The sequence below is a fragment of the Nonomuraea sp. B5E05 genome, assembly GCF_039880665.1.
Lineage (GTDB): Bacteria > Actinomycetota > Actinomycetes > Streptosporangiales > Streptosporangiaceae > Nonomuraea.
Window position 1 is genome coordinate 312,692 of record NZ_JBDPMJ010000005.1, and the last position, 21,594, is coordinate 334,285.

A 21,594-nucleotide genomic window follows, 5' to 3' on the forward strand; every position below is an offset into this window, starting at 1 on the left:
GGGTAAAGAGCGCTATGGATTAAGTGACCCGCGAATCGAATGACCCTGGACCTGACGTTCACCGCCCGCGACATCGCCAACACCCGCTTCGCGATCTCCCCGCTCGGCGAGGTCGTCGCCAGCGTCCGCGTGGCGAAGGACCCGGCCGCCCACCCGCTGCTGCGCCCCTGGGCCGAGCAGGTGCGCCGCCGCCTCCGAGGGGTGGGCTGGCGTCTGCTGGCCGACCTCGTCCCGGTGCCGACCGTCGTCATCGCGGGCTTCACGTGTACGCCGCCGTCGACGTCCATGCCGGATCTGAGCCTGGAACTCGCCACGATGCGGGGCGCTGCCGGACGGGTCCGCTCGGATCAGGACGCGGTACCCGGTCCCCGCACGAAACGGGTGCAGGCGCTCTACGACGACCCGGAGCGAGGGCTGGAACGGCTGGCGGAGGAGGTGCAGGCCTACTGGGACGCCGCGATGGCGCCGTACTGGGCGCGGATCAGGGCACTGCTCGAAGGCGAGATCCTGTACCGCGCCCGGCTGCTGGCCGAAGGGGGCGCCCAGCGTATGCTGGCCGACCTCGACGACGCGGTCACCTGGCGCGACGGAACCCTGAGCATCGCGCACCGCCACGTCTCGGGCGCCCGCTCGTTGCGCGGGCTCGGGCTGCTGCTGGTGCCGTGCGTGTTCGTCTCGCCGCGGGTCTTCTCGGTCACGACGCCGCCGTACCAGCCGGCCGTGCGTTATCCGCCGCGCGGCATCGCGACGTTGTGGGAGCGCCGTGAGCTGGAGCCGCCCGAGGCGCTGGCGGCCGTGCTCGGCAGGACGCGCGCGCGGCTGCTGGCCGAGCTGGACCAGCCCGCCTCCACCCGCGACCTCGCCCAGCGCACGGGCCTGTCGGAGCCGGGCGCGAACCAGCACCTCACCGCGCTGCGCCGAGCCGGTCTGTGCACGGCCCACCGTGCGGGGCGCTACGTCCTGTACGCGCGTACGGCCACGGCCGAGGCCCTCCTCGAACGAAAGGAGCGCTATTTGGACGAGACGCCCACGCCCAGGTCGAACTCGCGGTAGACCCGCGCCCAGAACCCGTCGCGCAACCACACCCGCGCCTCGGGGTAGGGCCGCAGCGAGTGGCCGAGCTCCTTCTCCGCCTCGATGAGCAGCTCGGTGTCGATCACTGTCGGCAGGATCGGGCCCGGCAGCAGGTCGCGGATGTTGTCGCGGCCGCGGGTGAGGATCCACTTCTGGGCCACGTGCTCGCCGACGTCCTCGACGCGGGGCCGGCTCGGGCCGAGCTTGGCCACCTGGCCGGGCTTGGCGTGCGGCTTGACCGGGGCGCGCCCGGCGAACACCTGGGCGGGGGAGGGAGCGGCGGCGGCCGGCGGAGTGACCGGGACGGGCTGGGGAGCGCGGCTGAAAAAGGGCCTCAGGAAATCAGCGGTGATCACTTCAACGGTGTCGGACTCCCACACGAGGCGCTCGGCCTGGTTGGTGCCGTAAGGCGGCTCCACCCCCCACAGATGGATGCGCACGCCGTAGGCCTGCGCCGCCTCCACCGCGGGAACCATGTCCTCATCGCCTGCCAGCAGGATCGTGTCGGTGACCGCATGATGCCGGGCCAGGGCCTCCAGATCGCTCCTGATCTGCGCGTCCACGCCCTTCTGCTGGCCTCGGGCGTTCAGGTTGCCAAGTCGCACCTTGACCCAGGGGAGCTGGGCGATGACCCTTTGGTCGACGGTGGGCACGCGGTCACGGGCTGCGTCATACCAATAGATCCTCAGGAGTTCGCCAGAAATACGTTCCTCTGCATGTTTCTGTAGGCTCTGGATGAGCTCATCGGCGGCCACCCGATATTCCTTGCGCTCCTTCGCGCCGAGCAGCACCTCACCTGCCGCAGCGTACAGATAACCGACATCCACTAGGACGGCGTACTTGGCTGCCACAGGATGCGGCATGAGGTCTGGGATGGCCATGTCGTCCTCCAGGCCGCGGGTGTTAGTTGATCGGCTGACTATATACGCCTACTTTCTCTAGATAGTCCCAACTCCCGGGGAACTTGACACCCGATTCACAGGATCTATCTACGGTAGAGCGCTCATCCGCCATGCCGACTTCCCTGGGACGACAGGCTTACGCATACCTCTGACGGGGTTTCGCCACGTTTGCCGAGGGCGGGCGGGAGGCGGCTGTGGTTCGGCGTGTCGGGCGGCGAGTACCGCCACCAACGCGGCGATCTCCTCGGGCGCGGCGTCGCCACGAACAATGCGCAGATGGCTCGTCATAGCGGGATGTTCCCATGCTTCTTGGGCGGCAGCGTCGCCCGCTTGTTCCGTAGCATCCGCAGCGCCCTGATGACCTGTGCCCGGGTCTCGGCCGGCCGGATCACCGCGTCCACGTAGCCGCGCTCCGCCGCGATGTACGGATTGGTCAGCGTGTCCTCGTATTCGGTGACGCGCTTCGCGCGCACGGCGTCGGGGTCGTCGGAGGCGGCCAGTTCGCGCCGGTAGAGGATGTTGACCGCGCCCTGCGCGCCCATGACCGCGATCTGGGCCGTGGGCCAGGCCAGGTTGACGTCGGCGCCCAGGTGCTTGGAGCCCATGACGTCGTACGCGCCGCCGTACGCCTTGCGCGTGATCACCGTGATCAGCGGCACCGTGGCCTCGGCGTAGGCGTAGAGGAGCTTGGCCCCGCGGCGGATGATTCCGTTCCATTCCTGATCGGCCCCGGGGAGGAAACCCGGTACATCAACAAAAGTCAGGATAGGAATATTAAAAGCATCACATGTTCGAATAAATCTTGCGGCCTTCTCGGAGGCGTCGATATCCAGGCACCCGGCGAAATGCATCGGCTGGTTGGCCACGACCCCCACGGGCTGGCCGTCGACGCGGCCGTAGCCGACCACGATGTTCTGGGCGAACAGCGCGTGGACCTCCAGGAACTCCCCGTCGTCCAGCACGTGCTCGATCGCCCGGTGCATGTCGTACGGCTGGTTGGCCGAGTCGGGGATCAGCACGTCGAGCTCGGGATCCGGCTCCAGGTCGACGGCCGGCTCGAAGACCGGCGCCTCGTCCAGGTTGTTGGACGGCAGGTACGACAGCAGCGCCTTGACGTAGTCGAGGGCGTCGTCCTCGTCGTCGGCCTGGTAGTGGGCCACCCCGGACTTGGTGTTGTGCGTGTGGGCCCCGCCGAGCTCCTCGAACGTGACCTCCTCGCCCGTCACCGTCTTGATCACGTCGGGTCCCGTGATGAACATCTGCGACGTCTGGTCCACCATGACGACGAAGTCGGTCAGCGCGGGCGAGTAGACGTGGCCTCCTGCTGCGGCGCCCATGATGAGCGAGATCTGCGGGATCACGCCGGAGGCGTGCACGTTGCGCTTGAAGATCTCCGCGTAGAGCCCGAGCGCGACCACGCCCTCCTGGATGCGCGCGCCGCCGCCCTCGTTGATGCCGATGATCGGGCAGCCGGTCTTGATCGCCAGGTCGAGCACCTTGACGATCTTCTCGCCGTACACCTCGCCAAGTGAGCCGCCGAAGACCGTCACGTCCTGCGAGAACACGCACACCTGCCGGCCGTCGACAGTGCCGTGGCCGGAGATGACGCCGTCGCCGTAAGGCCGCCGCTCCTCCAGCCCGAACATCGTGGACCGGTGCCGGGCGAACTCGTCGAACTCCACGAACGAGCCTTCGTCCAGCAGCGCCAGCACCCGCTCTCTGGCGGTCATCTTGCCCTTGGCGTGCTGCTTGGCCACCGCGGCCGCCGACCCGGCGTGGGCGGCCTCGTCGAGCCGTCGCTCCAGGTCAGCGATTTTTCCAGCAGTGGTATGGATGTCCAGCTTTTCCGGTAGGTCGTCAGCCGCTGCAGTCATGCGCGCAAATCTAGTCCGTCCGTCAGAGTGGATCCATAAGAGTCTCCCTAGGGGACCGTCGCCTTGAGGCGACGGGTGAATCGGTAGCGGGAGGGCCGTCAGGGCCCGAGTGTGTCCTGACCTGTCAGGTCTACGCTTCACGGATGTTCTTCCTGGTTTTGTCGGCGCCAGCCGGTATCGTGGTGGTGTCGTTACCGAACGTGATAGGGGTGGGGTGTGCGCAGGTCGTTCCGATTCCTGCTGCGCCCCACCGCCCGGCAGGTGGCGGCGCTCGCGGCGTGCCTGGAGGACCACCGGCAGCTGTACAACGCCGCCTTGGAGCACCGGCGTACCGCCTACGCCAAGGCGGGCGTGAGCGTCCGCTATGGCGATCAGTCGGCCGAGCTGAAACACATCCGCGCCGATGATGCGGACGGGCAGGGGCGTTGGTCGTTCTCCTCCCAGCAGGCCACCCTGCGACGGCTCGACAAGGCGTTCGGGGCGTTCTTCGACCGGGTCAAGGCCGGGCGCGCGCCGGGGTTCCCGCGTTTCAGGGGCGTGGCCGGTTCGACACGGTCGAGTGGCCGAAGGACGGCGACGGCTGCCGGTGGGACTCCCAGCCCGGCCACCCCACCACGACCTACGTGCGGCTCCAGGGGGTCGGGCACGTCCGCGTCCACCTGCACCGGCCCGTGCGCGGCCGGGTGAAGACGATCAGCGTCAAGCGCGAGGGGTCCCGCTGGTTCGTGGTGCTGTCGTGCGACGACGTGCCCGCCGAACCGCTGCCCGCCACGGGCGTGGCGACCGGGATCGACATGGGTGTGGCGTCGCTCGTCACGACCAGCGACGGAAAGCATCTGAGCGACCCCCGCCACCTGGCCGCGTCCGCAGGCCGGCTGGCCGCCGCGCAGCGGACTCTGGCCCGCAAGGAACGGGGTTCCACGCGGCGGCGTAAGGCGGTGGCCCGCGTGGCCGCGCTGCACGCCAGGGTGCGCAGGCAACGTCTGGATGGCGCGCACAAGGCCGCGCTCGCTCTGGTGGCCGCCTATGACGTGATCGTGCACGAGGACCTGCGGATCGCGAACATGACCCGCTCGGCGTCCGGCACGACTGAAGCCCCCGGCCGCAACGTCGCCGCCAAGTCCGGGTTGAACCGGAGCATCCTGGACGCGGGCTGGGGGGTGTTCCTGACGATCCTCGCGCACAAGGCTGAAAGCGCCGGTCGCAAGCTGATCGCGGTGAACCCCGCCGGCACCTCCCGCACCTGCGCCCGCTGCGGGCACAACGCGAAGGAGAACCGCCTCACCCAAGCCGAGTTCGCCTGTACGGCGTGCGGGCATGCCGCGCACGCCGACGTCAACGCGGCGATCAACATATTGAGGGCAGGGCTTGCCCTTCGCCAGGCTGCGCAAGCGGCTTAGCGAGAAGCCGCTCCCTTCAGCTTCAGGGAGTGGAGGAGTCACGACGGATGCCGTTCGTACCTCGGCGGGGTTGGCGCGAGCCGGTATGCCGTGACGGCATGTCGTTGAACTATTCGGCGAACGCGTTTTCCACGTCCCCGCCGACTGCGGCCAAGGACTTCGCCACCAAGAAGGTGAAGGTGACCGAGGACGGTCAGCCGGTCATGGTGGTGAGGCTGCTGGCGATGGACGGCAGCGACTCCACCATGATCAAGTTCAACCTGGCGGGCGAACAGCATCACCTGGTGCTCGCGGCGGTGTCGAAGCCCACCTGACCTGCCTGGACCCAGTGGTCTAGTCCATTTGATGAGACCGGTCTACGGTCGTTCGTGGCGACTCGCTACCCTTCGAAACATGATTGACCAGGGGCTCGAACATCGCAGCGCCGCCGTGACCGAGATGCCGGACGAGCTGCGCCACGATGTGCGCCTGCTCGGCAAGCTGCTCGGCCAGGTGCTGGCCGAACAGGGCGGCGAAGACCTGCTGGCCGACGTCGAACGGTTGCGCAAGGCGGTCATCGCCGCGCGCAGGGGCGAGATCTCGGCCGACGAGATCACCGCCATGATCGCAGAATGGGAGATCGAGCGGGCAGTCGAGGTGGCCCGGGCGTTCACCTGCTACTTCCACCTGGCCAACCTGGCCGAGGAGCACTACCGCATCCGCACGCTGCGCGAACGCGACGCCGAGGGCAGGGTGCAGCGCGAGTCGCTCGCGCAGGCCGTACGCGAGCTGGGCCACGAGCGCGTCACCGAGCTGGTGGAGGGCCTTGAGCTGCACCCGGTGCTCACCGCGCACCCCACCGAGGCGCGCAGGCGCGCGGTCGTCACCGCGATCCAGCGGGTCAGCGGTCAGCTCACCGAGTACAACTCCCCGGGTCGCGGCGCCTCCGAGCGGGCGGAGAGCAAGCGGCGCATGCTGGAGGAGATCGACCTGCTGTGGCGTACGGCCCAGCTCCGCTCCACCAAGCTCGACCCGCTCGACGAGGTGCGCACCGCCATGGCCGCCTTCGACGAGACGCTCTTCCGTACGGTGCCGCAGGTCTACCGCGCGCTCGACGCGGCGCTCGGCGCGGCGGCCGGCCCTGCCCTCGACGGGGGCACCGGCACCCGCCCGCCGCAGGCCAGGCCGTTCATCCGCTACGGCAGCTGGATCGGCGGCGACCGCGACGGCAACCCCAACGTCACGGCCAGGGTCACCCGCGAGACCGTCCAGATCCAGTCCGAGCACGTGCTGACGGCCCTCGAGACCGCCTGCTCGCGCATCGGCCGCACGCTGACGGCCTCCGCCCAGTTCGCGCCCTGCTCGACCGAGCTCAAGACGGCGCTGGCCACGGCCGTGGACGCCTACCCCGAGGTCGTCTCCGAGCTGGCCACCCGCTCGCCGCGCGAGCCGCACCGGCAGTGGTTGCTGTTCGTGGCCGCGCGCATCGCCGCCACCCACCGCCGCGACCTCGACCTGGCCTACCGCTCGCCCGACGAGCTGCTGGCCGACCTGCGCCTGGCGCAGGAGTCGCTGGCGGCGAGCGCGCCGCGGCAGGCGTACGGCGAGCTCCAGCACCTCATCTGGCAGGTCGAGACGTTCGGCTTCCACCTGGCCGAGCTGGAGGTGCGCCAGCACTCCCAGGTGCACGCCGCCGCGCTGGAGGAGCTGCGGGCGGGCGGCGAGCCGTCGGAGCGCACCGAGGAGGTCCTGGCCACGATCCGGGTGATCGCCTGGATCCAGGAGCGGTTCGGGGTCAGCGCCTGCTCCCGCTACGTGGTCTCCTTCACCCGCTCGGCCGGCGACGTCGCGGCCGTCTACGAGCTGGCCGTGCACGCGCTCGGCGACCGCGCGCCCGTGCTCGACGTCGTGCCGCTGTTCGAGTCGGGCGAGGACCTGGCCAACTCGCCGCGCGTGCTCACCGGCATGCTCGACATCCCGCAGGTGCGGCAGCGCCTGGCCGACACCGGCCGGCGCATGGAGATCATGCTGGGCTACTCCGACTCGGCCAAGGAGCTCGGCCCCGCCGCGGCCACGCTCCGGCTCTACGAGGCGCAGGAGGAGCTGACCCGCTGGGCCGCCGAGCACGACGTGAAGCTGCGCATGTTCCACGGCCGCGGCGGCGCGCTCGGCCGCGGCGGCGGCCCGGCCAACCGCGCCGTGCTGGCCCAGGCCCCCGGCTCGGTCGCGGGCCGGTTCAAGGTCACCGAGCAGGGCGAGGTCATCTTCGCCCGCTACGGCCACATCGCGATCGCCCGCCGCCACCTGGAGCAGGTGGCCAACGCCGTGCTGCTGGCCTCATCGCCGACGATCGGGTCGCGCACCGCGGCCGCCGCCGAACGGTTCCGCGGCCTGGCCGAGCAGGTCGCCACGGCGTCCGAGCGGGCCTACAGGTCGCTGACCGAGGCGGAGGGCTTCCCCGAGTGGTTCGGCCTGGTCAGCCCGCTCGAGGAGATCGGCACGCTGCGCCTCGGCTCCCGCCCGGCCCGCCGTGGCCTGGGCGCGCCGCGCTCGCTCGACGACCTGCGGGCGATCCCGTGGGTGTTCGCGTGGGCGCAGACCCGGGTCAACCTGCCCGGCTGGTACGGCCTCGGCACCGGCCTCGCGGCCGTCGGCGACATCGAGGAGCTGCGGGCGGCGTACGCCGAGTGGCCGCTGTTCAACGCGATGCTCGACAACGCCGAGATGTCGCTGGCCAAGACCGACCGCTCGATCGCCAAGCGTTATCTGGCGCTGGGCGGCAGGGAGGACTTCGCCCGGCAGGTGCTGGAGGAGTACGACAGGACCCGCGAGCTGGTGCTCAGGGTCACGGGGCACAGGCGGCTGCTGGAGAACCGCAAGGTGCTCTCGCGGGCGGTCCAGCTGCGCGACCCGTACGTCGACGCGCTGTCGCACCTGCAGCTGCGGGCCCTGCGCGCGCTGCGCACCGGCAACCCGTCGGAGCGGGAGCGCGACCGGCTGTCCACGCTCCTGCTCCTGTCGGTCAACGGCGTCGCGGCGGGGCTGCAGAACACCGGCTGAGCTAGCGGAGAGCGTCGAAGAAGGCCCGGATGTCGGAGGTGAGCACCTCCGTGGCGCTGTGCGCGGTGTAGTGGCCATGCGCCGGGGCGGGCAGCGTCTTCCAGGAGACGATGTTCGCGTGGTCGCGCTCGGCGAAGCGGCGGATCGACCGGAAGTCGCCCTCGGCCATGGCCAGCGCCGTCGGCACGGTCGTGGGCTCCTTCGGCTGATCCATGCGGGCGTTCTCCCAGTAGAGCCGCAGCGCGGAGCCCGCGGTGCCGGTGAACCAGTGGACGGCGGCGTTGGCCAGCACGAAGTCGTCGTCGAGGTCCTCGTCGAAGAGCTGGGCGAGCCAGCCCACGAGCCCGGCGGGGGAGTCGGCGAGGGCGTGCGCGAGCGTCTGCGGCTGTTGTGACTGCAGCACGTTGAAAGCGCCCTTCTCCTTCCAGAACCAGTCGAGCACGGCCAGCCCCGCCTGGTCGTCCTCGCTCAGGCCGGCGAACTCCGCGGGGTCGCCGGACGGGAACGAGAAGAGCTGCGTGACGTGCACGCCCACGACGTGCTCGGGGTCGATCCGGCCGACCTCGGGCGAGATCATCGACCCGGCGTCGTTGCCCACAGCGCCGTAGCGCTCGTAGCCGAGCTCGGCCATGAGCGCCGCCCACGCCCTGGCGATGCGCTGGTTGTTCCAGCCCAGTTCACGCGTCGGCCCCGAGAAGCCGTAGCCGGGCAGCGACGGGACGACCAGGTGGAAGTGGCGCGACAGCGGCTCGATGGCGTCGAGATATTCGACGACGGAGCCGGGCCAGCCGTGGGTGAGGATCAGCGGCAGGGCCTCGGGGTTGCCGGAGCGCACGTGGAAGAAGTGCAGGTTCTGCCCGTCGATCTCGGTGGTGAACTGCGGGTACGCGTTGAGCCTGGCCTCCAGGGCCCGCCAGTCGAACCCGTCGCGCCAGTGGCCCACCAGGCGCTTGACCCGCTCGACGCTCACTCCCTGGCCGGCGCCGTCGATCTCGTCGGTGAAGCGGGTCAGGGCGAGACGGGCCCGCAGGTCGTCGAGGTCGGCCTGCGGGATGGCGATGCGGAAGGGGGCGATGCTCATGGCGATCCTCTCGGGAACGGTTCGTTCTGTTCCGATAATAGCAGAACGGAATGCTTCATTCCAACAGGGCTCCCGCCGTCAGGGGACCCACCGCCATCGGCCAAGATGGGGAGATGGCCAACTCGCGCTACTCCGACCTCGACCGCCCGCCACTGAACGCGGCGGCGCTCAACCGCGCGCTGGTCCGCCCGGGCTCGTTGTGGACGGGCGTCACGGTCGTCGAGAGCACCGGCTCGACCAACGCCGACCTGGCCGGCGCCGCCAAGGAGGGGGCGCAGGAGGGGTCCGTGCTGGTGGCGGAGGCGCAGGCCGCGGGCCGCGGGCGGCTGGGCCGCTCCTGGTCGGCTCCACCCCGCTCGGGCCTGACGTTCTCGATATTGCTCAGGCCGCAGGTGCCCCTCGCCTCCCAGGGCTGGCTGACCCTCATGTACGGCGTCGCCGCCGCATCGGCGGTGCGCCGCCTGGCCGAGGTCGACGTGCGCCTGAAGTGGCCCAACGACCTGCTGGTCGGCGAGCGCAAGCTGGCCGGCGTGCTCGCCGAGCGCGCCGACGACGCCGTCGTCATCGGCATGGGGCTGAACGTGTCGCTCAAACCCGACGAGCTGCCCGTCGAGACCGCCACGTCACTGGACATCGAGCAGGCGGCCTGCCTCGACCGCGATCCGCTGCTGCGGGCCGTGCTGCGCGAGGTCGAGAGCCACTACCACGACTGGGTCGACGCCAAGGGCGACGCGGAGGCCTCCGGGTTGCGCTCGGCGTACCTCGCGACCAGCGCCACGGTCGGGAGGCAGGTCAGGGTGGAGCTGCCGGGCGACCAGGCGCTGACCGGCCGGGCGTCCGGCATCGACCAGTGGGGGCACCTCCAGGTGGAGTCCGGCGGCGAGCACTACACGCTGAGCGCGGGCGACGTCGTCCACGTGCGCGCGGCCTGACGTGCGGAGGGTGCGCGCCGCACCACCGCGATAGCCGCCGGGGCCGCGATAATGGCACCATTCTGCGCATGACCCTTCCCGACCATCATCTGACGCAGGGTGAGCGGCGCGTCAGGTCCTTCCACCCGCACTGGAAGCGGCTCGTCGGCCCCTTCGTCGCGCTGGTGCTCATCGCGGCGGCCGCCGGCGCGGCTCTCTACTTCATCCCGGCCGACTGGGAGTTCGCCTTCCACGCCAGGATCGCCACCGGCGTGATCGGCCTCATCCTGCTGACGATCTGGTCGTTCGTCCCCTACCTGCAGTGGAAGAACACCGGCTACGTGCTCACCACCCATCGCTTCACGATCAGCACCGGCGTGCTCAACAAGTCGACCGACGAGATCCCGATCGCCAAGGTCAACACGGTCAGCTCCGACCAGACGTTCCCCGAGCGGCTGCTCGGCTGCGGCACCCTGACCGTCGAGTCCGCCTCCGACAGGGGCGAGATCGTGCTGCGCGACATCCCGAGGATCCAGGACGTCCGCACCGACCTGTTCCGGCTCGTCGAGGACGCCTCCGACGGGACGATCGACGGCCGCTGACGCACGCTCCCGAGGGTGGGAGGATCGCCTCCGGCCGGACGGCCCGGCGTGGTGCGGCCCTATGCCTTGCGGAGATCATCCTCCTGACACAAGATGGCTGGCATGCCGTACGAAGTGCAGGGCGTGATCGCCAGGGGCAAGGGTCAGGAAGTTTCGCTCGAGACGGTCGTGGTCCCCGATCCAGGGCCGGGCGAGGCGGTCGTCAATGTGCAGGCCTGCGGGGTCTGCCATACCGACCTGCACTATCGGGAGGGCGGGATCGGCGACGACTTCCCCTACCTGCTCGGCCATGAGGCGGCGGGCACCGTCGAGGCGGTGGGCGAGGGGGTCGCGGGGCTGGAGCCGGGCGACTTCGTCATCCTCAACTGGCGGGCCGTGTGCGGCCAGTGCCGGGCCTGCCTGCGCGGCCGTCCGTGGTACTGCTTCAACACCCACAACGCCCGCCAGAAGATGACGCTCGCCGACGGCACGGAGCTGTCGCCCGCCCTGGGCATCGGCGCGTTCCAGGCCAGAACGCTCGTCGCCGCCGGCCAGTGCACCAAGGTCTCCGCCGAGGCGCCCGCCCAGGTCGCGGGGCTGCTCGGCTGCGGCGTCATGGCCGGCATCGGCGCGGCGATCAACACCGGCGGGGTGACGCGCGGCGACAGCGTGGCGGTCATCGGCTGCGGCGGCGTCGGCGACGCGGCCGTGCTGGGCGCTTCGCTGGCCGGCGCCGCGAAGATCATCGCGGTCGACGTGGACGACCGCAAACTCGAGTGGGCCCGCGGTTTCGGCGCCACCCACACGGTCAACTCCCGCGACAACGACCCGGTCGAGGCCATCCGCGACCTCACCGGCGGTTTCGGCGCCGACGTGGTCATCGAGGCGGTGGGGCGGCCCGAGACGTACGAACAGGCCTTCTACGCCCGCGACCTGGCCGGCACGGTCGTGCTGGTCGGCGTGCCGACCCCGGAGATGCGGCTGGAGCTGCCGCTGCTCGACGTGTTCGGGCGCGGCGGGTCGCTCAAGTCCTCCTGGTACGGCGACTGCCTGCCCTCGCGCGACTTCCCCATGCTGATCGACCTGTTCCTGCAGAACCGCCTGCCGCTCGACCGGTTCGTGACGGAGACGATCCAGCTCGGCCAGGTCGAGGAGGCGTTCGGCAAGATGCACCGCGGCGAGGTGCTGCGCTCGGTGGTGGTCCTCTGATGATCGACCGGGTCATCACCTCGGGCACGTTCTCGCTGGACGGCGGCACGTGGGAGGTCGACAACAACGTCTGGCTGGTGGGCGACGCCCGCGAGGTGGTCGTCATCGACGCCGCCCACGACGCCTCGCTGATCGCCGAACGGGTGGGCGGGCGCGCGGTCAGGGCCATCGTCTGCACCCACGCCCACAACGACCACATCAACGCGGCCGGGCCTCTCGCGGGCCTGACGGGGGCGCCGATCCGGCTGCACCCCGCCGACCAGGTGCTGTGGGAGCAGCAGTACGGTGACTCGCTGTCGTACGAACCGCTGGCCGACGGCGAGAAGATCGCGGTCGGCGGCATCACGCTGCAGATCCTGCACACGCCCGGCCACGCGCCGGGAGCGGTCTGCGTGTACGCCCCCGAGCTGGGCGCGCTGTTCAGCGGTGACACGCTGTTCAAGGGCGGACCGGGGGCGACCGGGCGTTCCTACAGCTCGTTCGACACGATCATCGACTCGATCAGGGAGCGCCTGCTGACGCTGCCCGCGGAGACCGTCGTGCACACCGGGCACGGCGACTCGACCTCCATCGGCGCGGAGGCGCCGCACCTTGAGGAGTGGATCGCCCGGGGTCACTGAGAGGAATGACTCGCTCGCGTACGGGTACATCACTGTGGCGTACCTAACGTAGGCAAGCCTTACCAAAGTGGGCTACCTTAGGTGTGCCTTACCTAATGGCGTTCCCCCTTTGGCTCGAGAGAGGCTTGTCCCCGGATGTACGTGTGCGTGTGTCGTGCGGTGACCGAGAACGAGGTGCACGACTGCATTGCCGCCGGGGCCACCAGCGCGAAGCAGATCCGTGACACCACCGGGGCTGGTGGTGACTGTGCCCGATGTGTACGGAAAATCTGTGCGATCCTGAAACGGTCTGAAGAACTGACGACCGCGTAGCCGGATAGCAGCAAGGGGCCTGCCATGCAGGGCGACAAGCAGATCATCGAGCTGCTCAACGAGCAGTTGACCGCCGAACTGACCGCGATCAACCAGTATTTCCTGCACGCCAAGATGCAGGAGAACTGGGGATACACCAAGCTTGCCGAGCACACCCGCGCTGAGTCGTTCGACGAGATGCGCCACGCCGAACGCCTGACCGACCGCATCCTGTTCCTCGAAGGGCTGCCCAACTACCAGCGCCTGGGCACCCTGCACATCGGCCAGACCGTCGAGGAGCAGCTCAGGGCCGACCTCGAGGTGGAGCTGTCGGTGGTGCAGCGGCTGCGGCCGGCCATCCCGCTCATGCGGGAGAAGGGCGACATCACCTCCGCCCGCATCTTCGAGGAGATCCTCGAGGACGAGGAGGAGCACATCGACTACCTGGAGACGGAGCTCGACCTGATCCGCAGCCTCGGTGAGCAGCTCTACCTCGCCCGCTACGCCGAGCCACCCTCGGCGGACTGACCGCTCCCCGTCACAACGGTGTAGGCCGCCCCCGCGGCGGCGTTCCAGGCCAGGGTGTGGCCGGAGCGGTCCGCGGCCACGTCGTCGCCCCGCTCGTCCAGCACCCGGCTGCCGGCCGTGATGGCCGCCGAACGTAACGTGATCGGGCCGGTGCGCCCTGTGCGCAGCGTGACCCGCTCGGCGGCGCCGTCACGCCAGGAGGCGTCCACCGTCACGTCACCCCTGGCCCGCAGCCCGCGCACCGACCCCGCACCCCAGGCGGACGGCAGCGCGGGCAGCACGTGGATCTCGCCGGGCCGGCTCTGCACCAGCATCTCCGCGATGCCCGCGGTGGCGCCGAAGTTGCCGTCGATCTGGAACGGCGGGTGCGTGTCCCACAGGTTGTCCAGCGTGGAGTGCCTGAGCTGCTGGCGCAGCATCGTGTGCGCGTGGTCGCCGTCGAGCAGCCGCGCCCAGAAACTGATCTTCCACGCCTTGCTCCAGCCGGTACCGCCGTCGCCCCTGGCCGTCAGCGTGACCCTGGCCGCATCGCCCTCGCTGCTCTTCGCCGTGATCTGGCGTCCGGGGTGCAGCGCGTACAGGTGCGACACGTGCCGGTGCGTGTTGCCGGGGTCGTCCCAGTCGGCCTTCCACTCCTGGAGCTGCCCCCAGGATCCGATCCGGAGCCCGGGGTCGAGCCTCGCGAGCGTCTCCCGCACCCGCGCGCGGAATGGGGCGTCGACGTCCAGCGCGCCGGCGGCCTCGGCCACATTCGTGAGCAGGTCCCAGACGATCTGCTGCGCCATCGACGCTCCTGCCGAGAAGTCGCCCTGCTCGGGCGAGTAGCTCGGCGAGACGACCAGTCCGCCGTCGCGCGGGTCGGCGTGCAGCGTGTCCAGCCAGAACCGCGCGGCGCCCTTCATCACCGGGTAGGCGGTCTCGCGCAGGTAGCCGGTGTCGCCGCTGAACAGGTAGTGCTCGTACAACTGCCGGGTCAGCCAGGCGGCCGCCTCCGGGAACCAGAACGCGGTGGCCCAGTCGTGCACGCCGGTGAACCCGAACGGGTTCGTCTCGTTGTGCGCCACCCAACCGCCGGCCCCGAACATCTCCCGCGCCGTCACCTCGCCCGGCGCCACCAGCGCCGTGACGAAGTCGTCGTACGGCCGCGCCGTCTCGGCCAGGTTCGTCACCTCGGCGGGCCAGTAGTTCATCTGCAGGTTGATGTTGGTGTGGTAGTCGCCGGACCAGGGCGGGCTGGTGGAGTCGTTCCAGACGCCCTGCAGGTTCGCGGGCAACGATCCGGGCCGCGACGAGGCGATCAGCAGGTAGCGGCCGTAGGCGAAGAACAGCGCCTCCAGCGCGCGGTCGTCCGCCCCCGGGCCGCCGGTGTAGGCGGCCCGCAGCCGGTCCGTGGGGACGGACGGCGCCCGCTGCCCGAGGTCCAGCACCACCCGGTCGAACAACGCCCGGTGATCGTCCTGGTGGGCCCGCCTCAGCGCGTCGTAGCCCAGCGCCACGGCCCGGTCCACGGCGGCGGTGACGGCGGCGTGCGGGTCGTCGCCGCGGTAGGCCGGGTACGTCCCGGCGTAGTCGGTGCCCGCCGACATCACGAAGAACGCGCTGTCGGCCCCGGTGACCGTGATCAGGCCGTCCCCGTCGGTGCGGGTGCCGCCGTCCGCGACCACGTGCACCTGGGCCTCGTACCTCAGCCCGTTGTCCGCCAGTGCCCCCCTGAGCGTCAGCCGCCCGTTCGCGACGCCCGCCTGCCCGCCGGGCGGCAGGTGCGGCGAGGTCGCGCGGAGCGTGAACGACACCGCGCCCGCCCGGTCGGCCGAGAGCCGCCCGGCGATCACGTTCGCCGGATGGCAGGCGAAGTATTCGCGCGCGTGGCGTACGCCGCCCGCGGTGTAGCCGACCCTGGCCACTGCCTCCCGCAGGCGCAACTCCCGCCGGTAACCGCCGCCCGCGCCGCCCGCGCCGCCCGCGCCCTCCGCGCCGCCCGCGCCGCTCTCGGCCATCTCCAGCCACAGGTCGCCGAACGCCTGGTAGGCCCCGAACCCCGACTTCGGCTGCCCCAGCTCCGCCGAGACCTCCTCGGGCGACATCCGCTGGTCGCGGTCGAGCCGGCGCCTGACCCCGGCCAGGGCGCCCGGCCGGGGCGAGGCCCAGTTGCCGAAGTCGTAACCCTGTGCCGACCCTGGCCCGCCGGTCCACAAAGTCTTCTCGTTGAACTGGAGCCGCTCGGTGCGGGTGCCGCCGAAGACCATCGCCCCGAGGGCGCCGTTGCCGATGGGCAGCGCCTGGGTCTCCCAGTCGGTGGCCGGTTCGTCGTACCAGAGCGTCAGGTCATCGGGTGTATCTCCGGAGAGGTCCGCCATGCGGCCTCAGGTTAGCAGGGCCGCACGGCGAGACATCCGATCTCTGCTCAGGGAATGAGCCGGTAGAAACGCCAGAAGCCGAAGTCCTTGATGGGCAGGGTCTCGACGTCGGAGAAGCCGGCCTCGCGGGCGTAGCGGCGCAGCGTGCCCGGCCGCATCACGGTGCCGGTGGCGGCCGAGGGCTGCTCGTTCATCGCGTCGGGCAGGCAGATGAGCAGGCTGAAGCCGTACATCAGCCGCTCGACGTCGTCCGCGGGGGCCGTGAAGGAGTCGCCGACGGCCTCGTCCATGATCACGACGGCGCCGTCCGGGCGCGTCGCCCGCCGCGCCGCCGCCAGCGTCTCCACCGGCCGCGGCATGTCGTGCACGCACTCGAAGGCGAAGACGGCGTCGTAGCGGCCCTCGTCCAGCAGGGCCGCGTCGCCGCGGCGGAAGGTCACCCGGTCCCCGAGCCCCGCGCCGCCCGCGTTGCGGGTGGCCAGTTCGACGGACGGGCCGTCGATGTCGACGCCTTCCACGGTCGCCCCGGGGTAGGCCCTGGCCAGCGCGATGGCCGACCATCCGCCGCCGCAGCCCACGTCGGCGAGCCGGGCGCCGGGCCGCCGCAACACGGTGTCCAGGCCGGGCACGCCCGCGAGCGCGTCCGGCAGGGCGTGCTCGAACCAGGGCCGGTTCATGTCGGCCTGCGACTCCCGCATGTCGGTCCCGTACGCCGCCCAGGGCACCCCGCCGCCGTCGCGATAGGCGTCCAGGAGTGCGGGCAACTGGACGGACGCCGCGGCCAGCATCCGGGCCAGCGGGGCGAGGTAGGCCAGGCTGGACTCGTCGGTCAGCACCTCCGCCGCGCCGCCGGGCAGGGCGAAGCGGCCGTCTTCCGCGGTCTCCAGGATCCCGGTGGCGGCCTGCTGCTCCAGCCACTCCCTGGCGTACCGCTCGTGGCCGCGGGAACGGGCGACCAGTTCGGCGGCGTCGGCCGGGCCGTGCGCGGCCAGCGCGCGATACCAGCCCATCCGGTCGCCGATGTGCATGGAGAGCAGGTCGATGGTGCCGAGCGCCGATCCCAGCAGGCGGTCGGCGAACGCGTCGCTGCTCGTGGTCATCATGATCATCTCCTTCTTCCGGCCGGGCCCCGATCGAGGATCGGGGCCGCGCGGCACCTGGAAAAGGTCTTTCGCCACACAACCGGTTCCGCCCCGGACGCATCCCCTACCCGGGCTCCCGACCGGGGAAAGTGATCGGCGGAAAGTGCTGGGCGGAATTTTCACTCTGGCGCATCGTGCACGGGCGGCCAAGTTTCGCGTCGATAATCACGGTAATTTAATCCTGACTAAGTGATATTTAGCCGAGTTTGCCCAGGTCAATGGATAGGTCAACTACGAGTCAAACCGCGCGCTGTGCCCGGGAAACGATCGCCTAAGGTCCTACGATCGCTTCATGACCTGCGTACTTCTAGCCGAGGATGACACCTCGATTTCCGAGCCGCTCGCGCGTGCGCTACGCCGCGAGGGTTATCAGGTCGAGGTGAGTCCCGATGGCCCGCAGGCCCTGGAAAGGGCCCTGTCGGGCGGCATAGACCTCATCGTTCTCGACCTTGGCCTGCCCGAAATGGACGGTCTGGAGGTGGCCCGCCGGATCCGCGCCGAAGGGCACGGCACTCCGGTTCTGATACTCACCGCACGCGTCGACGAGGTCGACACGGTCGTCGGGCTCGACGCGGGCGCCGACGACTACGTGACGAAACCGTTCCGGCTGGCCGAACTACTCGCCAGGGTCCGCGCCCTGCTGCGGCGAGGCACCTCGGAGACCCCGGTCGTCCAAGGGGTGCGCATCGACGCCGACTCGCGCCGGGCCTGGATGGGGGAGAAGGAGCTCCACCTGACGACCAAGGAGTTCGACCTGCTGCGCGTGCTCGTGCGCGACGCCGGCAAGGTCGTCACCCGCGAGCAGATCATGCGGGAGGTCTGGGACACGAACTGGTGGGGTTCGACCAAGACCCTCGACATGCACATCTCCTGGCTACGCCGCAAGCTCGGCGACGATGCCGCCAAGCCCCGCTACATCACGACCGTCCGGGGAGTCGGCTTCCGGTTCGAACGCGAGTAGGCGGATGCGCCGCCGACTGCTCACCTCCACCCTGGTCGTCGCGGTCATCGCGGTCCTGTTGCTGGGGGTCCCCCTGGGCGTCGTGGTGAGTCGCCTGATCGTCGACGAAGCGGCTCAGGAGCTTGGGTCCGAAGCCAAGCGTCTCGTGGGAGAGGTGGAATACGCCCGTGTCCAGGAGACGCCACTCGACCCCCAGCAGCTGGAGCAGAAATACCCGGGAAGATACATCCAGATCTGGGAGCACGGAACCCCCCTCCGGGTGACCGTGGTCGGCTCGCCTCCGCCGTCCGGCCACCTCATGACGGAGGACGCCCAGACCAACACCGGCGTCTACGTCCGGATCAGTCGCGACCGCGACCAGGTCGAACAGGACGTGGCCGCCCGCCTGCTGCTCATCGTGGCTCTGGCCGTGGCCGCTCTGGCGGTGGCCGTGAGCCTGGCCGTGGTCCAGTCACGCCGGCTGACGCTCCCCCTGCAGGACCTGGCGAAGATCGCCGACCGGCTCGGCTCGGGCGACGCGCGGCCGAGCAAGCACCGCTACGGCATCCCCGAGCTCGACCGGGTGGCCCAGGTGCTCGACCGCAGCGCCACCCGCATCTCCGACCTGCTCACCCGCGAGCGCGAGTTCGCCACCGACGCCTCCCACCAGCTCCGCACGCCGCTGACCGGCCTGACCATGCGGCTGGAGGAGATCGTCGCCTCCTCCGACGAGCCGGAGGTCGTCCGAGAGGAGGGCGAGGCGGCGATCGTCCAGGCGGAGCGGCTCACCGCCGTGATCGACGAGTTGCTGGCCGCGGCCCGCCGCCAGCGGCACGCCCAGGCACATCCGGTCGCCATCGACGAGATCCTCGGCCAGCAGATCATCGAGTGGGAGCCGGTCTTCCGCGACGCGGGCCGCGAGATCCGGCTCGACGGCACCCGCGGGATGAAGGCGATGGCCACCACCGGCGGCTTCGGCCAGGTGATCGCCTCGCTGCTGGAGAACTCCCTGCGCCACGGCGGCGGCGCCGTCACCGTGACGTCCACCTGCGGCGACAACTACGTGGTGATCGAGGTCGCGGACGAGGGCCAGGGCATCGCCGACGAGATCGCCCCGAGGATCTTCGAGCGGAACGTCAGCGGCGGCGGAGGCACCGGACTCGGCCTGACGCTGGCCCGCGCGCTGGCCGCCGCCGACGGCGGCCGGCTGGAGCTGGTGCGCCGGCGCCCGGCCACGTTCGCCGTCTTCCTGCGCCCCGCGGAGGAGAACGGCGGCAACCGGGTGGTCAGCGGTCCTGCTTGACCCCGGCTTCGGGCAGCTCGACCGGGATGGGCTCGGTGGCCTCCAGGAACACCCACTTCTTGTACGACCAGAAGCGGAACAGTGTGCCGAGCCCGACGCCGATGATGTTGGCGATGTTGGCGCTGAGGGGGTCGTCGAGGTGGAGCGTGTACGTGGTGAAGCCGATCACCAGCAGCCCGAACAGCAGCGCGATGCCGTTGAGCAGGAAGAACAGGAAATATTCGCGCCCGAGCCCGCTCTGCTCCCTGTGCCGGAACGTCCAGTAGCGGTTGCCCAGGTAGGCGAACGTCGCCGAGATCGTGGTCGCGAAAACCTTGGAGGTGAGCGGCCCCACGTCGACCCCCAGCAGGAAGAGGTTGTAGGCGCCGGTGTCGATCAGGAACGCGATGGCCCCGATGCTGCCGAACTTGGCCAGCTCGTGCAGCAGGGAGGCGAACCGCTCGTAGAGGCGTTTGGCGAAGTCCACGTCTCTGCTCGGTCCCTTCCCTTGTCGAGCCTGACCAACTCAGCGTACCGGTCACCGTGCAGGCCCGGTGTCAGACAGATGAACATACCGCGCAAAGGAACGTTCATCGCGAAATCGTCCTAACCCCCGCCAAGCCCGCTAACCTGCCATGATCTGGAAGGGCCGCCCGTCAGGGAAGTCGTTCCGTCCCGGTAAGCTCACCTGGCGTGAGTTCCTACAGCCCTATCGGACCGGTCGTGGGCATCGTCGGCGCCGGCCAGCTCGCCCGGATGACGCAGCCGCCCGCCATCGCGCTCGGCGTCGAACTGCGGGTGCTGGCCGCGGCCCCCGGCGAGAGCGCCGCCCGGGTGATCACCGACGCGCGGGTCGGAGACTATCGCGACCTCGGCGACCTCCGCGCGTTCGCCAAGGGCTGCGCCGCGATCACGTTCGACCACGAGCACGTGCCCACCGAGCACATCAGGGCCCTGGTCGCCGACGGCCACACCGTGCACCCGGGGGCCGAGGCCCTCGTGCACGCCCAGGACAAAGCGGTCATGCGCGAGCGGCTGACCGCGATCGGCGTGCCCTGCCCGGCCTGGGCCAGGGTCGGCACGGCCGCCGACGCCGAGCGCTTCGCCGGCGAGCACGGCTGGCCGGTGGTGCTCAAGGCCGTGCGCGGCGGCTACGACGGCCGCGGCGTGTGGGTGTGCAGGTCGGCCGCCGACGTCGCGGAGGCGTTCGCGTCCGGCGTCGAGCTGATGGCCGAGGCGTTCGTGCCGTTCGAGCGGGAGCTGGCGGTGCTGGTGGCCCGCTCGCCGCACGGGCAGGGCGTCAGCTACCCGGTCGTGGAGACCGTGCAGGAGGACGGCATCTGTGTCGAGGTGCTGGCCCCCGCGCCCGGGCTCGACCCCGAAGACGCCGCCCAGGCCCAGCGCATCGGCCTGAAGATCGCCCACGAGCTGGGGGTGACCGGGCTGCTGGCGGTGGAGCTGTTCGAGACCACGCAGGGGCTGGTGGTCAACGAGCTGGCCATGCGGCCGCACAACAGCGGCCACTGGACGATCGAGGGCGCCAGGACCTCGCAGTTCGAGCAGCACCTGAGGGCGGTGCTCGACCTGCCGCTCGGCTCGCCCACGATGACCGCGCCCGTCGTCGTCATGGCCAACCTGCTCGGCGGCGACGACCCCGGCCTGTTCAAGCGCTACGAGCACGTGCTCGCCCACGATCCGGGCATCAAGCTGCACTTCTACGGCAAGGAGGTGCGTCCGGGCCGCAAGATCGGCCACGTGACGGCCCTCGGCTCCAACCTCGACCAGGTGCGCGCCCGCGCCCGCCACGCCGCCGTTTACCTCACCACCGGGGAGTACACATGAGTGCGCCCGCGGCGCGCGTCGGCATCGTCATGGGCAGCGACTCCGACTGGCCCGTCATGAAGGCCGCCGCCGAGGCGGTCGCCGAGTTCGGGGTGACGTTCGAGGCCGACGTGGTGTCGGCCCACCGCATGCCGGTCGAGATGATCGACTACGGCCGCCAGGCCGCCTCCCGCGGCCTCCAGGTGATCATCGCTGGTGCGGGGGGCGCCGCCCACCTGCCCGGCATGCTGGCCTCCGTCACGCCGCTGCCGGTGATCGGGGTGCCGGTGCCGCTCAAACACCTCGACGGTCTCGACTCCCTGCTGTCGATCGTCCAGATGCCGGCCGGGGTGCCGGTGGCCACCGTGGCCGTCGGCGGCGCCCGCAACGCGGGGCTGCTGGCCGTACGCGTTCTCGCCGCCTCCGACGACGGGCTGCGGGCGCGCATGGAGGAGTTCCAGGCGCGGCTGAAGGAGCAGGCGTACGCCAAGGGCGAGCGGTTGCGGGCCGAGGCCGCCGAGCTCTGACCCAGGCGCGGACGC

General features: G+C 70.6%; 22 protein-coding genes. 15 read left to right on the plus strand and 7 right to left on the minus strand.

Annotated features, from left to right (window positions below):
• Positions 1 to 39: 39 nt before the first annotated feature.
• Positions 40 to 1,053, plus strand: a complete 1,014-nt coding sequence (locus ABGB01_RS12425) for a DUF5937 family protein (RefSeq protein WP_347773407.1) — start codon at positions 40 to 42, stop codon at positions 1,051 to 1,053.
• On the opposite strand, the gene ABGB01_RS12430 is transcribed toward ABGB01_RS12425, so the two are convergent.
• From ABGB01_RS12430 to ABGB01_RS12440, 3 genes are all read right to left on the minus strand, one after another.
• Positions 1,011 to 1,955 carry an NYN domain-containing protein gene (locus ABGB01_RS12430; RefSeq protein ID WP_132591039.1) on the minus strand — a complete coding sequence of 315 codons (945 nt, stop codon included), beginning with the start codon at positions 1,953 to 1,955 and terminating at the stop codon, positions 1,011 to 1,013. The genes ABGB01_RS12425 and ABGB01_RS12430 overlap by 43 nt on opposite strands.
• Positions 1,956 to 2,063: 108 nt before the next feature.
• A complete protein-coding gene (locus ABGB01_RS12435; protein WP_347773409.1) occupies positions 2,064 to 2,264 on the minus strand; it encodes an acyl-CoA carboxylase epsilon subunit in 201 nt (66 codons plus the stop codon).
• Positions 2,261 to 3,850, minus strand: coding sequence for an acyl-CoA carboxylase subunit beta (locus tag ABGB01_RS12440; RefSeq protein WP_347773411.1), 1,590 nt, complete (start codon positions 3,848 to 3,850; stop codon positions 2,261 to 2,263). Before ABGB01_RS12440 ends, ABGB01_RS12435 begins: the two co-directional genes overlap by 4 nt.
• A gap of 216 nt (positions 3,851 to 4,066) precedes the next feature.
• On the opposite strand from ABGB01_RS12440, the gene ABGB01_RS12445 reads away from it, so the two are divergent.
• From ABGB01_RS12445 to ABGB01_RS12460, 4 genes are all read left to right on the plus strand, one after another.
• Positions 4,067 to 4,537: a helix-turn-helix domain-containing protein gene (locus ABGB01_RS12445; protein ID WP_347773413.1), complete on the plus strand. Its 471-nt coding sequence runs from the start codon at positions 4,067 to 4,069 to the stop codon at positions 4,535 to 4,537.
• Positions 4,474 to 5,250 carry a transposase gene (locus ABGB01_RS12450; RefSeq protein WP_347773415.1) on the plus strand — a complete coding sequence of 259 codons (777 nt, stop codon included), beginning with the start codon at positions 4,474 to 4,476 and terminating at the stop codon, positions 5,248 to 5,250. The genes ABGB01_RS12445 and ABGB01_RS12450 overlap by 64 nt, the downstream gene beginning before the upstream one ends.
• A 98-nt stretch (positions 5,251 to 5,348) precedes the next feature.
• Complete coding sequence (locus ABGB01_RS12455; protein WP_347773417.1) at positions 5,349 to 5,564, plus strand: hypothetical protein; 216 nt, start codon at positions 5,349 to 5,351, stop codon at positions 5,562 to 5,564.
• A 79-nt stretch (positions 5,565 to 5,643) separates the two neighbouring features.
• Complete coding sequence (locus ABGB01_RS12460; RefSeq protein WP_347773419.1) at positions 5,644 to 8,289, plus strand: phosphoenolpyruvate carboxylase; 2,646 nt, start codon at positions 5,644 to 5,646, stop codon at positions 8,287 to 8,289.
• Position 8,290: 1 nt separating this feature from the next.
• On the opposite strand, the gene ABGB01_RS12465 is transcribed toward ABGB01_RS12460, so the two are convergent.
• Positions 8,291 to 9,370 carry an epoxide hydrolase family protein gene (locus tag ABGB01_RS12465; protein WP_347773420.1) on the minus strand — a complete coding sequence of 360 codons (1,080 nt, stop codon included), beginning with the start codon at positions 9,368 to 9,370 and terminating at the stop codon, positions 8,291 to 8,293.
• A 113-nt stretch (positions 9,371 to 9,483) separates the two neighbouring features.
• Here ABGB01_RS12465 and ABGB01_RS12470 point away from each other — a divergent pair, with 113 nt between their 5' ends.
• From ABGB01_RS12470 to bfr, 6 genes are all read left to right on the plus strand, one after another.
• Complete coding sequence (locus ABGB01_RS12470; RefSeq protein ID WP_347773422.1) at positions 9,484 to 10,302, plus strand: biotin--[acetyl-CoA-carboxylase] ligase; 819 nt, start codon at positions 9,484 to 9,486, stop codon at positions 10,300 to 10,302.
• A 68-nt stretch (positions 10,303 to 10,370) separates the two neighbouring features.
• Positions 10,371 to 10,883 carry a PH domain-containing protein gene (locus tag ABGB01_RS12475; RefSeq protein WP_347773424.1) on the plus strand — a complete coding sequence of 171 codons (513 nt, stop codon included), beginning with the start codon at positions 10,371 to 10,373 and terminating at the stop codon, positions 10,881 to 10,883.
• Between the two features lie 102 nt (positions 10,884 to 10,985).
• Complete coding sequence (locus ABGB01_RS12480; protein WP_347773426.1) at positions 10,986 to 12,071, plus strand: S-(hydroxymethyl)mycothiol dehydrogenase; 1,086 nt, start codon at positions 10,986 to 10,988, stop codon at positions 12,069 to 12,071.
• The gene (locus tag ABGB01_RS12485; RefSeq protein WP_347773428.1) at positions 12,071 to 12,691 is read left to right on the plus strand and encodes an MBL fold metallo-hydrolase; all 621 of its coding nucleotides are present in this window, start codon (positions 12,071 to 12,073) and stop codon (positions 12,689 to 12,691) included. The genes ABGB01_RS12480 and ABGB01_RS12485 overlap by 1 nt, the downstream gene beginning before the upstream one ends.
• A 135-nt stretch (positions 12,692 to 12,826) precedes the next feature.
• Complete coding sequence (locus ABGB01_RS12490; protein ID WP_132618226.1) at positions 12,827 to 13,003, plus strand: (2Fe-2S)-binding protein; 177 nt, start codon at positions 12,827 to 12,829, stop codon at positions 13,001 to 13,003.
• Positions 13,004 to 13,027: 24 nt separating this feature from the next.
• Entirely contained in the window at positions 13,028 to 13,510 is a 483-nt protein-coding gene (bfr, locus tag ABGB01_RS12495) for a bacterioferritin (protein WP_347773430.1), read from the plus strand.
• Here the strand turns inward: bfr and ABGB01_RS12500 are convergent.
• Positions 13,483 to 15,867 carry a glycoside hydrolase family 95 protein gene (locus ABGB01_RS12500; RefSeq protein ID WP_347773432.1) on the minus strand — a complete coding sequence of 795 codons (2,385 nt, stop codon included), beginning with the start codon at positions 15,865 to 15,867 and terminating at the stop codon, positions 13,483 to 13,485. The genes bfr and ABGB01_RS12500 overlap by 28 nt on opposite strands.
• A 47-nt stretch (positions 15,868 to 15,914) precedes the next feature.
• Complete coding sequence (locus tag ABGB01_RS12505) at positions 15,915 to 16,970, minus strand: methyltransferase domain-containing protein (RefSeq protein ID WP_347773434.1); 1,056 nt, start codon at positions 16,968 to 16,970, stop codon at positions 15,915 to 15,917.
• A 331-nt stretch (positions 16,971 to 17,301) separates the two neighbouring features.
• Here ABGB01_RS12505 and ABGB01_RS12510 point away from each other — a divergent pair, with 331 nt between their 5' ends.
• A complete protein-coding gene (locus tag ABGB01_RS12510) occupies positions 17,302 to 17,970 on the plus strand; it encodes a response regulator transcription factor (protein WP_043620820.1) in 669 nt (222 codons plus the stop codon).
• A gap of 4 nt (positions 17,971 to 17,974) precedes the next feature.
• Positions 17,975 to 19,252, plus strand: a complete 1,278-nt coding sequence (locus ABGB01_RS12515) for an ATP-binding protein (protein WP_347616536.1) — start codon at positions 17,975 to 17,977, stop codon at positions 19,250 to 19,252.
• Here the strand turns inward: ABGB01_RS12515 and ABGB01_RS12520 are convergent.
• The gene (locus tag ABGB01_RS12520) at positions 19,236 to 19,718 is read right to left on the minus strand and encodes a GtrA family protein (protein WP_347773437.1); all 483 of its coding nucleotides are present in this window, start codon (positions 19,716 to 19,718) and stop codon (positions 19,236 to 19,238) included. The two genes, ABGB01_RS12515 and ABGB01_RS12520, sit on opposite strands and share 17 nt — an antisense overlap.
• 206 nt (positions 19,719 to 19,924) lie before the next feature.
• On the opposite strand from ABGB01_RS12520, the gene ABGB01_RS12525 reads away from it, so the two are divergent.
• A complete protein-coding gene (locus tag ABGB01_RS12525; RefSeq protein WP_347616534.1) occupies positions 19,925 to 21,073 on the plus strand; it encodes a 5-(carboxyamino)imidazole ribonucleotide synthase in 1,149 nt (382 codons plus the stop codon).
• Entirely contained in the window at positions 21,070 to 21,579 is a 510-nt protein-coding gene (purE, locus tag ABGB01_RS12530) for a 5-(carboxyamino)imidazole ribonucleotide mutase (protein ID WP_347616533.1), read from the plus strand. Before ABGB01_RS12525 ends, purE begins: the two co-directional genes overlap by 4 nt.
• Positions 21,580 to 21,594 lie beyond the last annotated feature (15 nt).

What these genes read in the sequence shown, in the direction of transcription:
- ABGB01_RS12475 (WP_347773424.1), top strand. Translation starts at nt 10,371, where the DNA reads ATGACCCTTCCCGACCATCATCTGACGCAGGGTGAGCGGCGCGTCAGG.
- bfr (WP_347773430.1), top strand. Translation starts at nt 13,028, where the DNA reads ATGCAGGGCGACAAGCAGATCATCGAGCTGCTCAACGAGCAGTTGACC.
- ABGB01_RS12440 (WP_347773411.1), bottom strand. Translation starts at nt 3,850, where the DNA reads ATGACTGCAGCGGCTGACGACCTACCGGAAAAGCTGGACATCCATACC.
- ABGB01_RS12425 (WP_347773407.1), top strand. Translation starts at nt 40, where the DNA reads ATGACCCTGGACCTGACGTTCACCGCCCGCGACATCGCCAACACCCGC.
- purE (WP_347616533.1), top strand. Translation starts at nt 21,070, where the DNA reads ATGAGTGCGCCCGCGGCGCGCGTCGGCATCGTCATGGGCAGCGACTCC.
- ABGB01_RS12470 (WP_347773422.1), top strand. Translation starts at nt 9,484, where the DNA reads ATGGCCAACTCGCGCTACTCCGACCTCGACCGCCCGCCACTGAACGCG.
- ABGB01_RS12480 (WP_347773426.1), top strand. Translation starts at nt 10,986, where the DNA reads ATGCCGTACGAAGTGCAGGGCGTGATCGCCAGGGGCAAGGGTCAGGAA.
- ABGB01_RS12510 (WP_043620820.1), top strand. Translation starts at nt 17,302, where the DNA reads ATGACCTGCGTACTTCTAGCCGAGGATGACACCTCGATTTCCGAGCCG.
- ABGB01_RS12485 (WP_347773428.1), top strand. Translation starts at nt 12,071, where the DNA reads ATGATCGACCGGGTCATCACCTCGGGCACGTTCTCGCTGGACGGCGGC.
- ABGB01_RS12455 (WP_347773417.1), top strand. Translation starts at nt 5,349, where the DNA reads ATGTCGTTGAACTATTCGGCGAACGCGTTTTCCACGTCCCCGCCGACT.
- ABGB01_RS12460 (WP_347773419.1), top strand. Translation starts at nt 5,644, where the DNA reads ATGATTGACCAGGGGCTCGAACATCGCAGCGCCGCCGTGACCGAGATG.
- ABGB01_RS12490 (WP_132618226.1), top strand. Translation starts at nt 12,827, where the DNA reads ATGTACGTGTGCGTGTGTCGTGCGGTGACCGAGAACGAGGTGCACGAC.
- ABGB01_RS12500 (WP_347773432.1), bottom strand. Translation starts at nt 15,867, where the DNA reads ATGGCGGACCTCTCCGGAGATACACCCGATGACCTGACGCTCTGGTAC.
- ABGB01_RS12505 (WP_347773434.1), bottom strand. Translation starts at nt 16,970, where the DNA reads ATGATGACCACGAGCAGCGACGCGTTCGCCGACCGCCTGCTGGGATCG.
- ABGB01_RS12430 (WP_132591039.1), bottom strand. Translation starts at nt 1,955, where the DNA reads ATGGCCATCCCAGACCTCATGCCGCATCCTGTGGCAGCCAAGTACGCC.
- ABGB01_RS12435 (WP_347773409.1), bottom strand. Translation starts at nt 2,264, where the DNA reads ATGACGAGCCATCTGCGCATTGTTCGTGGCGACGCCGCGCCCGAGGAG.
- ABGB01_RS12465 (WP_347773420.1), bottom strand. Translation starts at nt 9,370, where the DNA reads ATGAGCATCGCCCCCTTCCGCATCGCCATCCCGCAGGCCGACCTCGAC.
- ABGB01_RS12515 (WP_347616536.1), top strand. Translation starts at nt 17,975, where the DNA reads ATGCGCCGCCGACTGCTCACCTCCACCCTGGTCGTCGCGGTCATCGCG.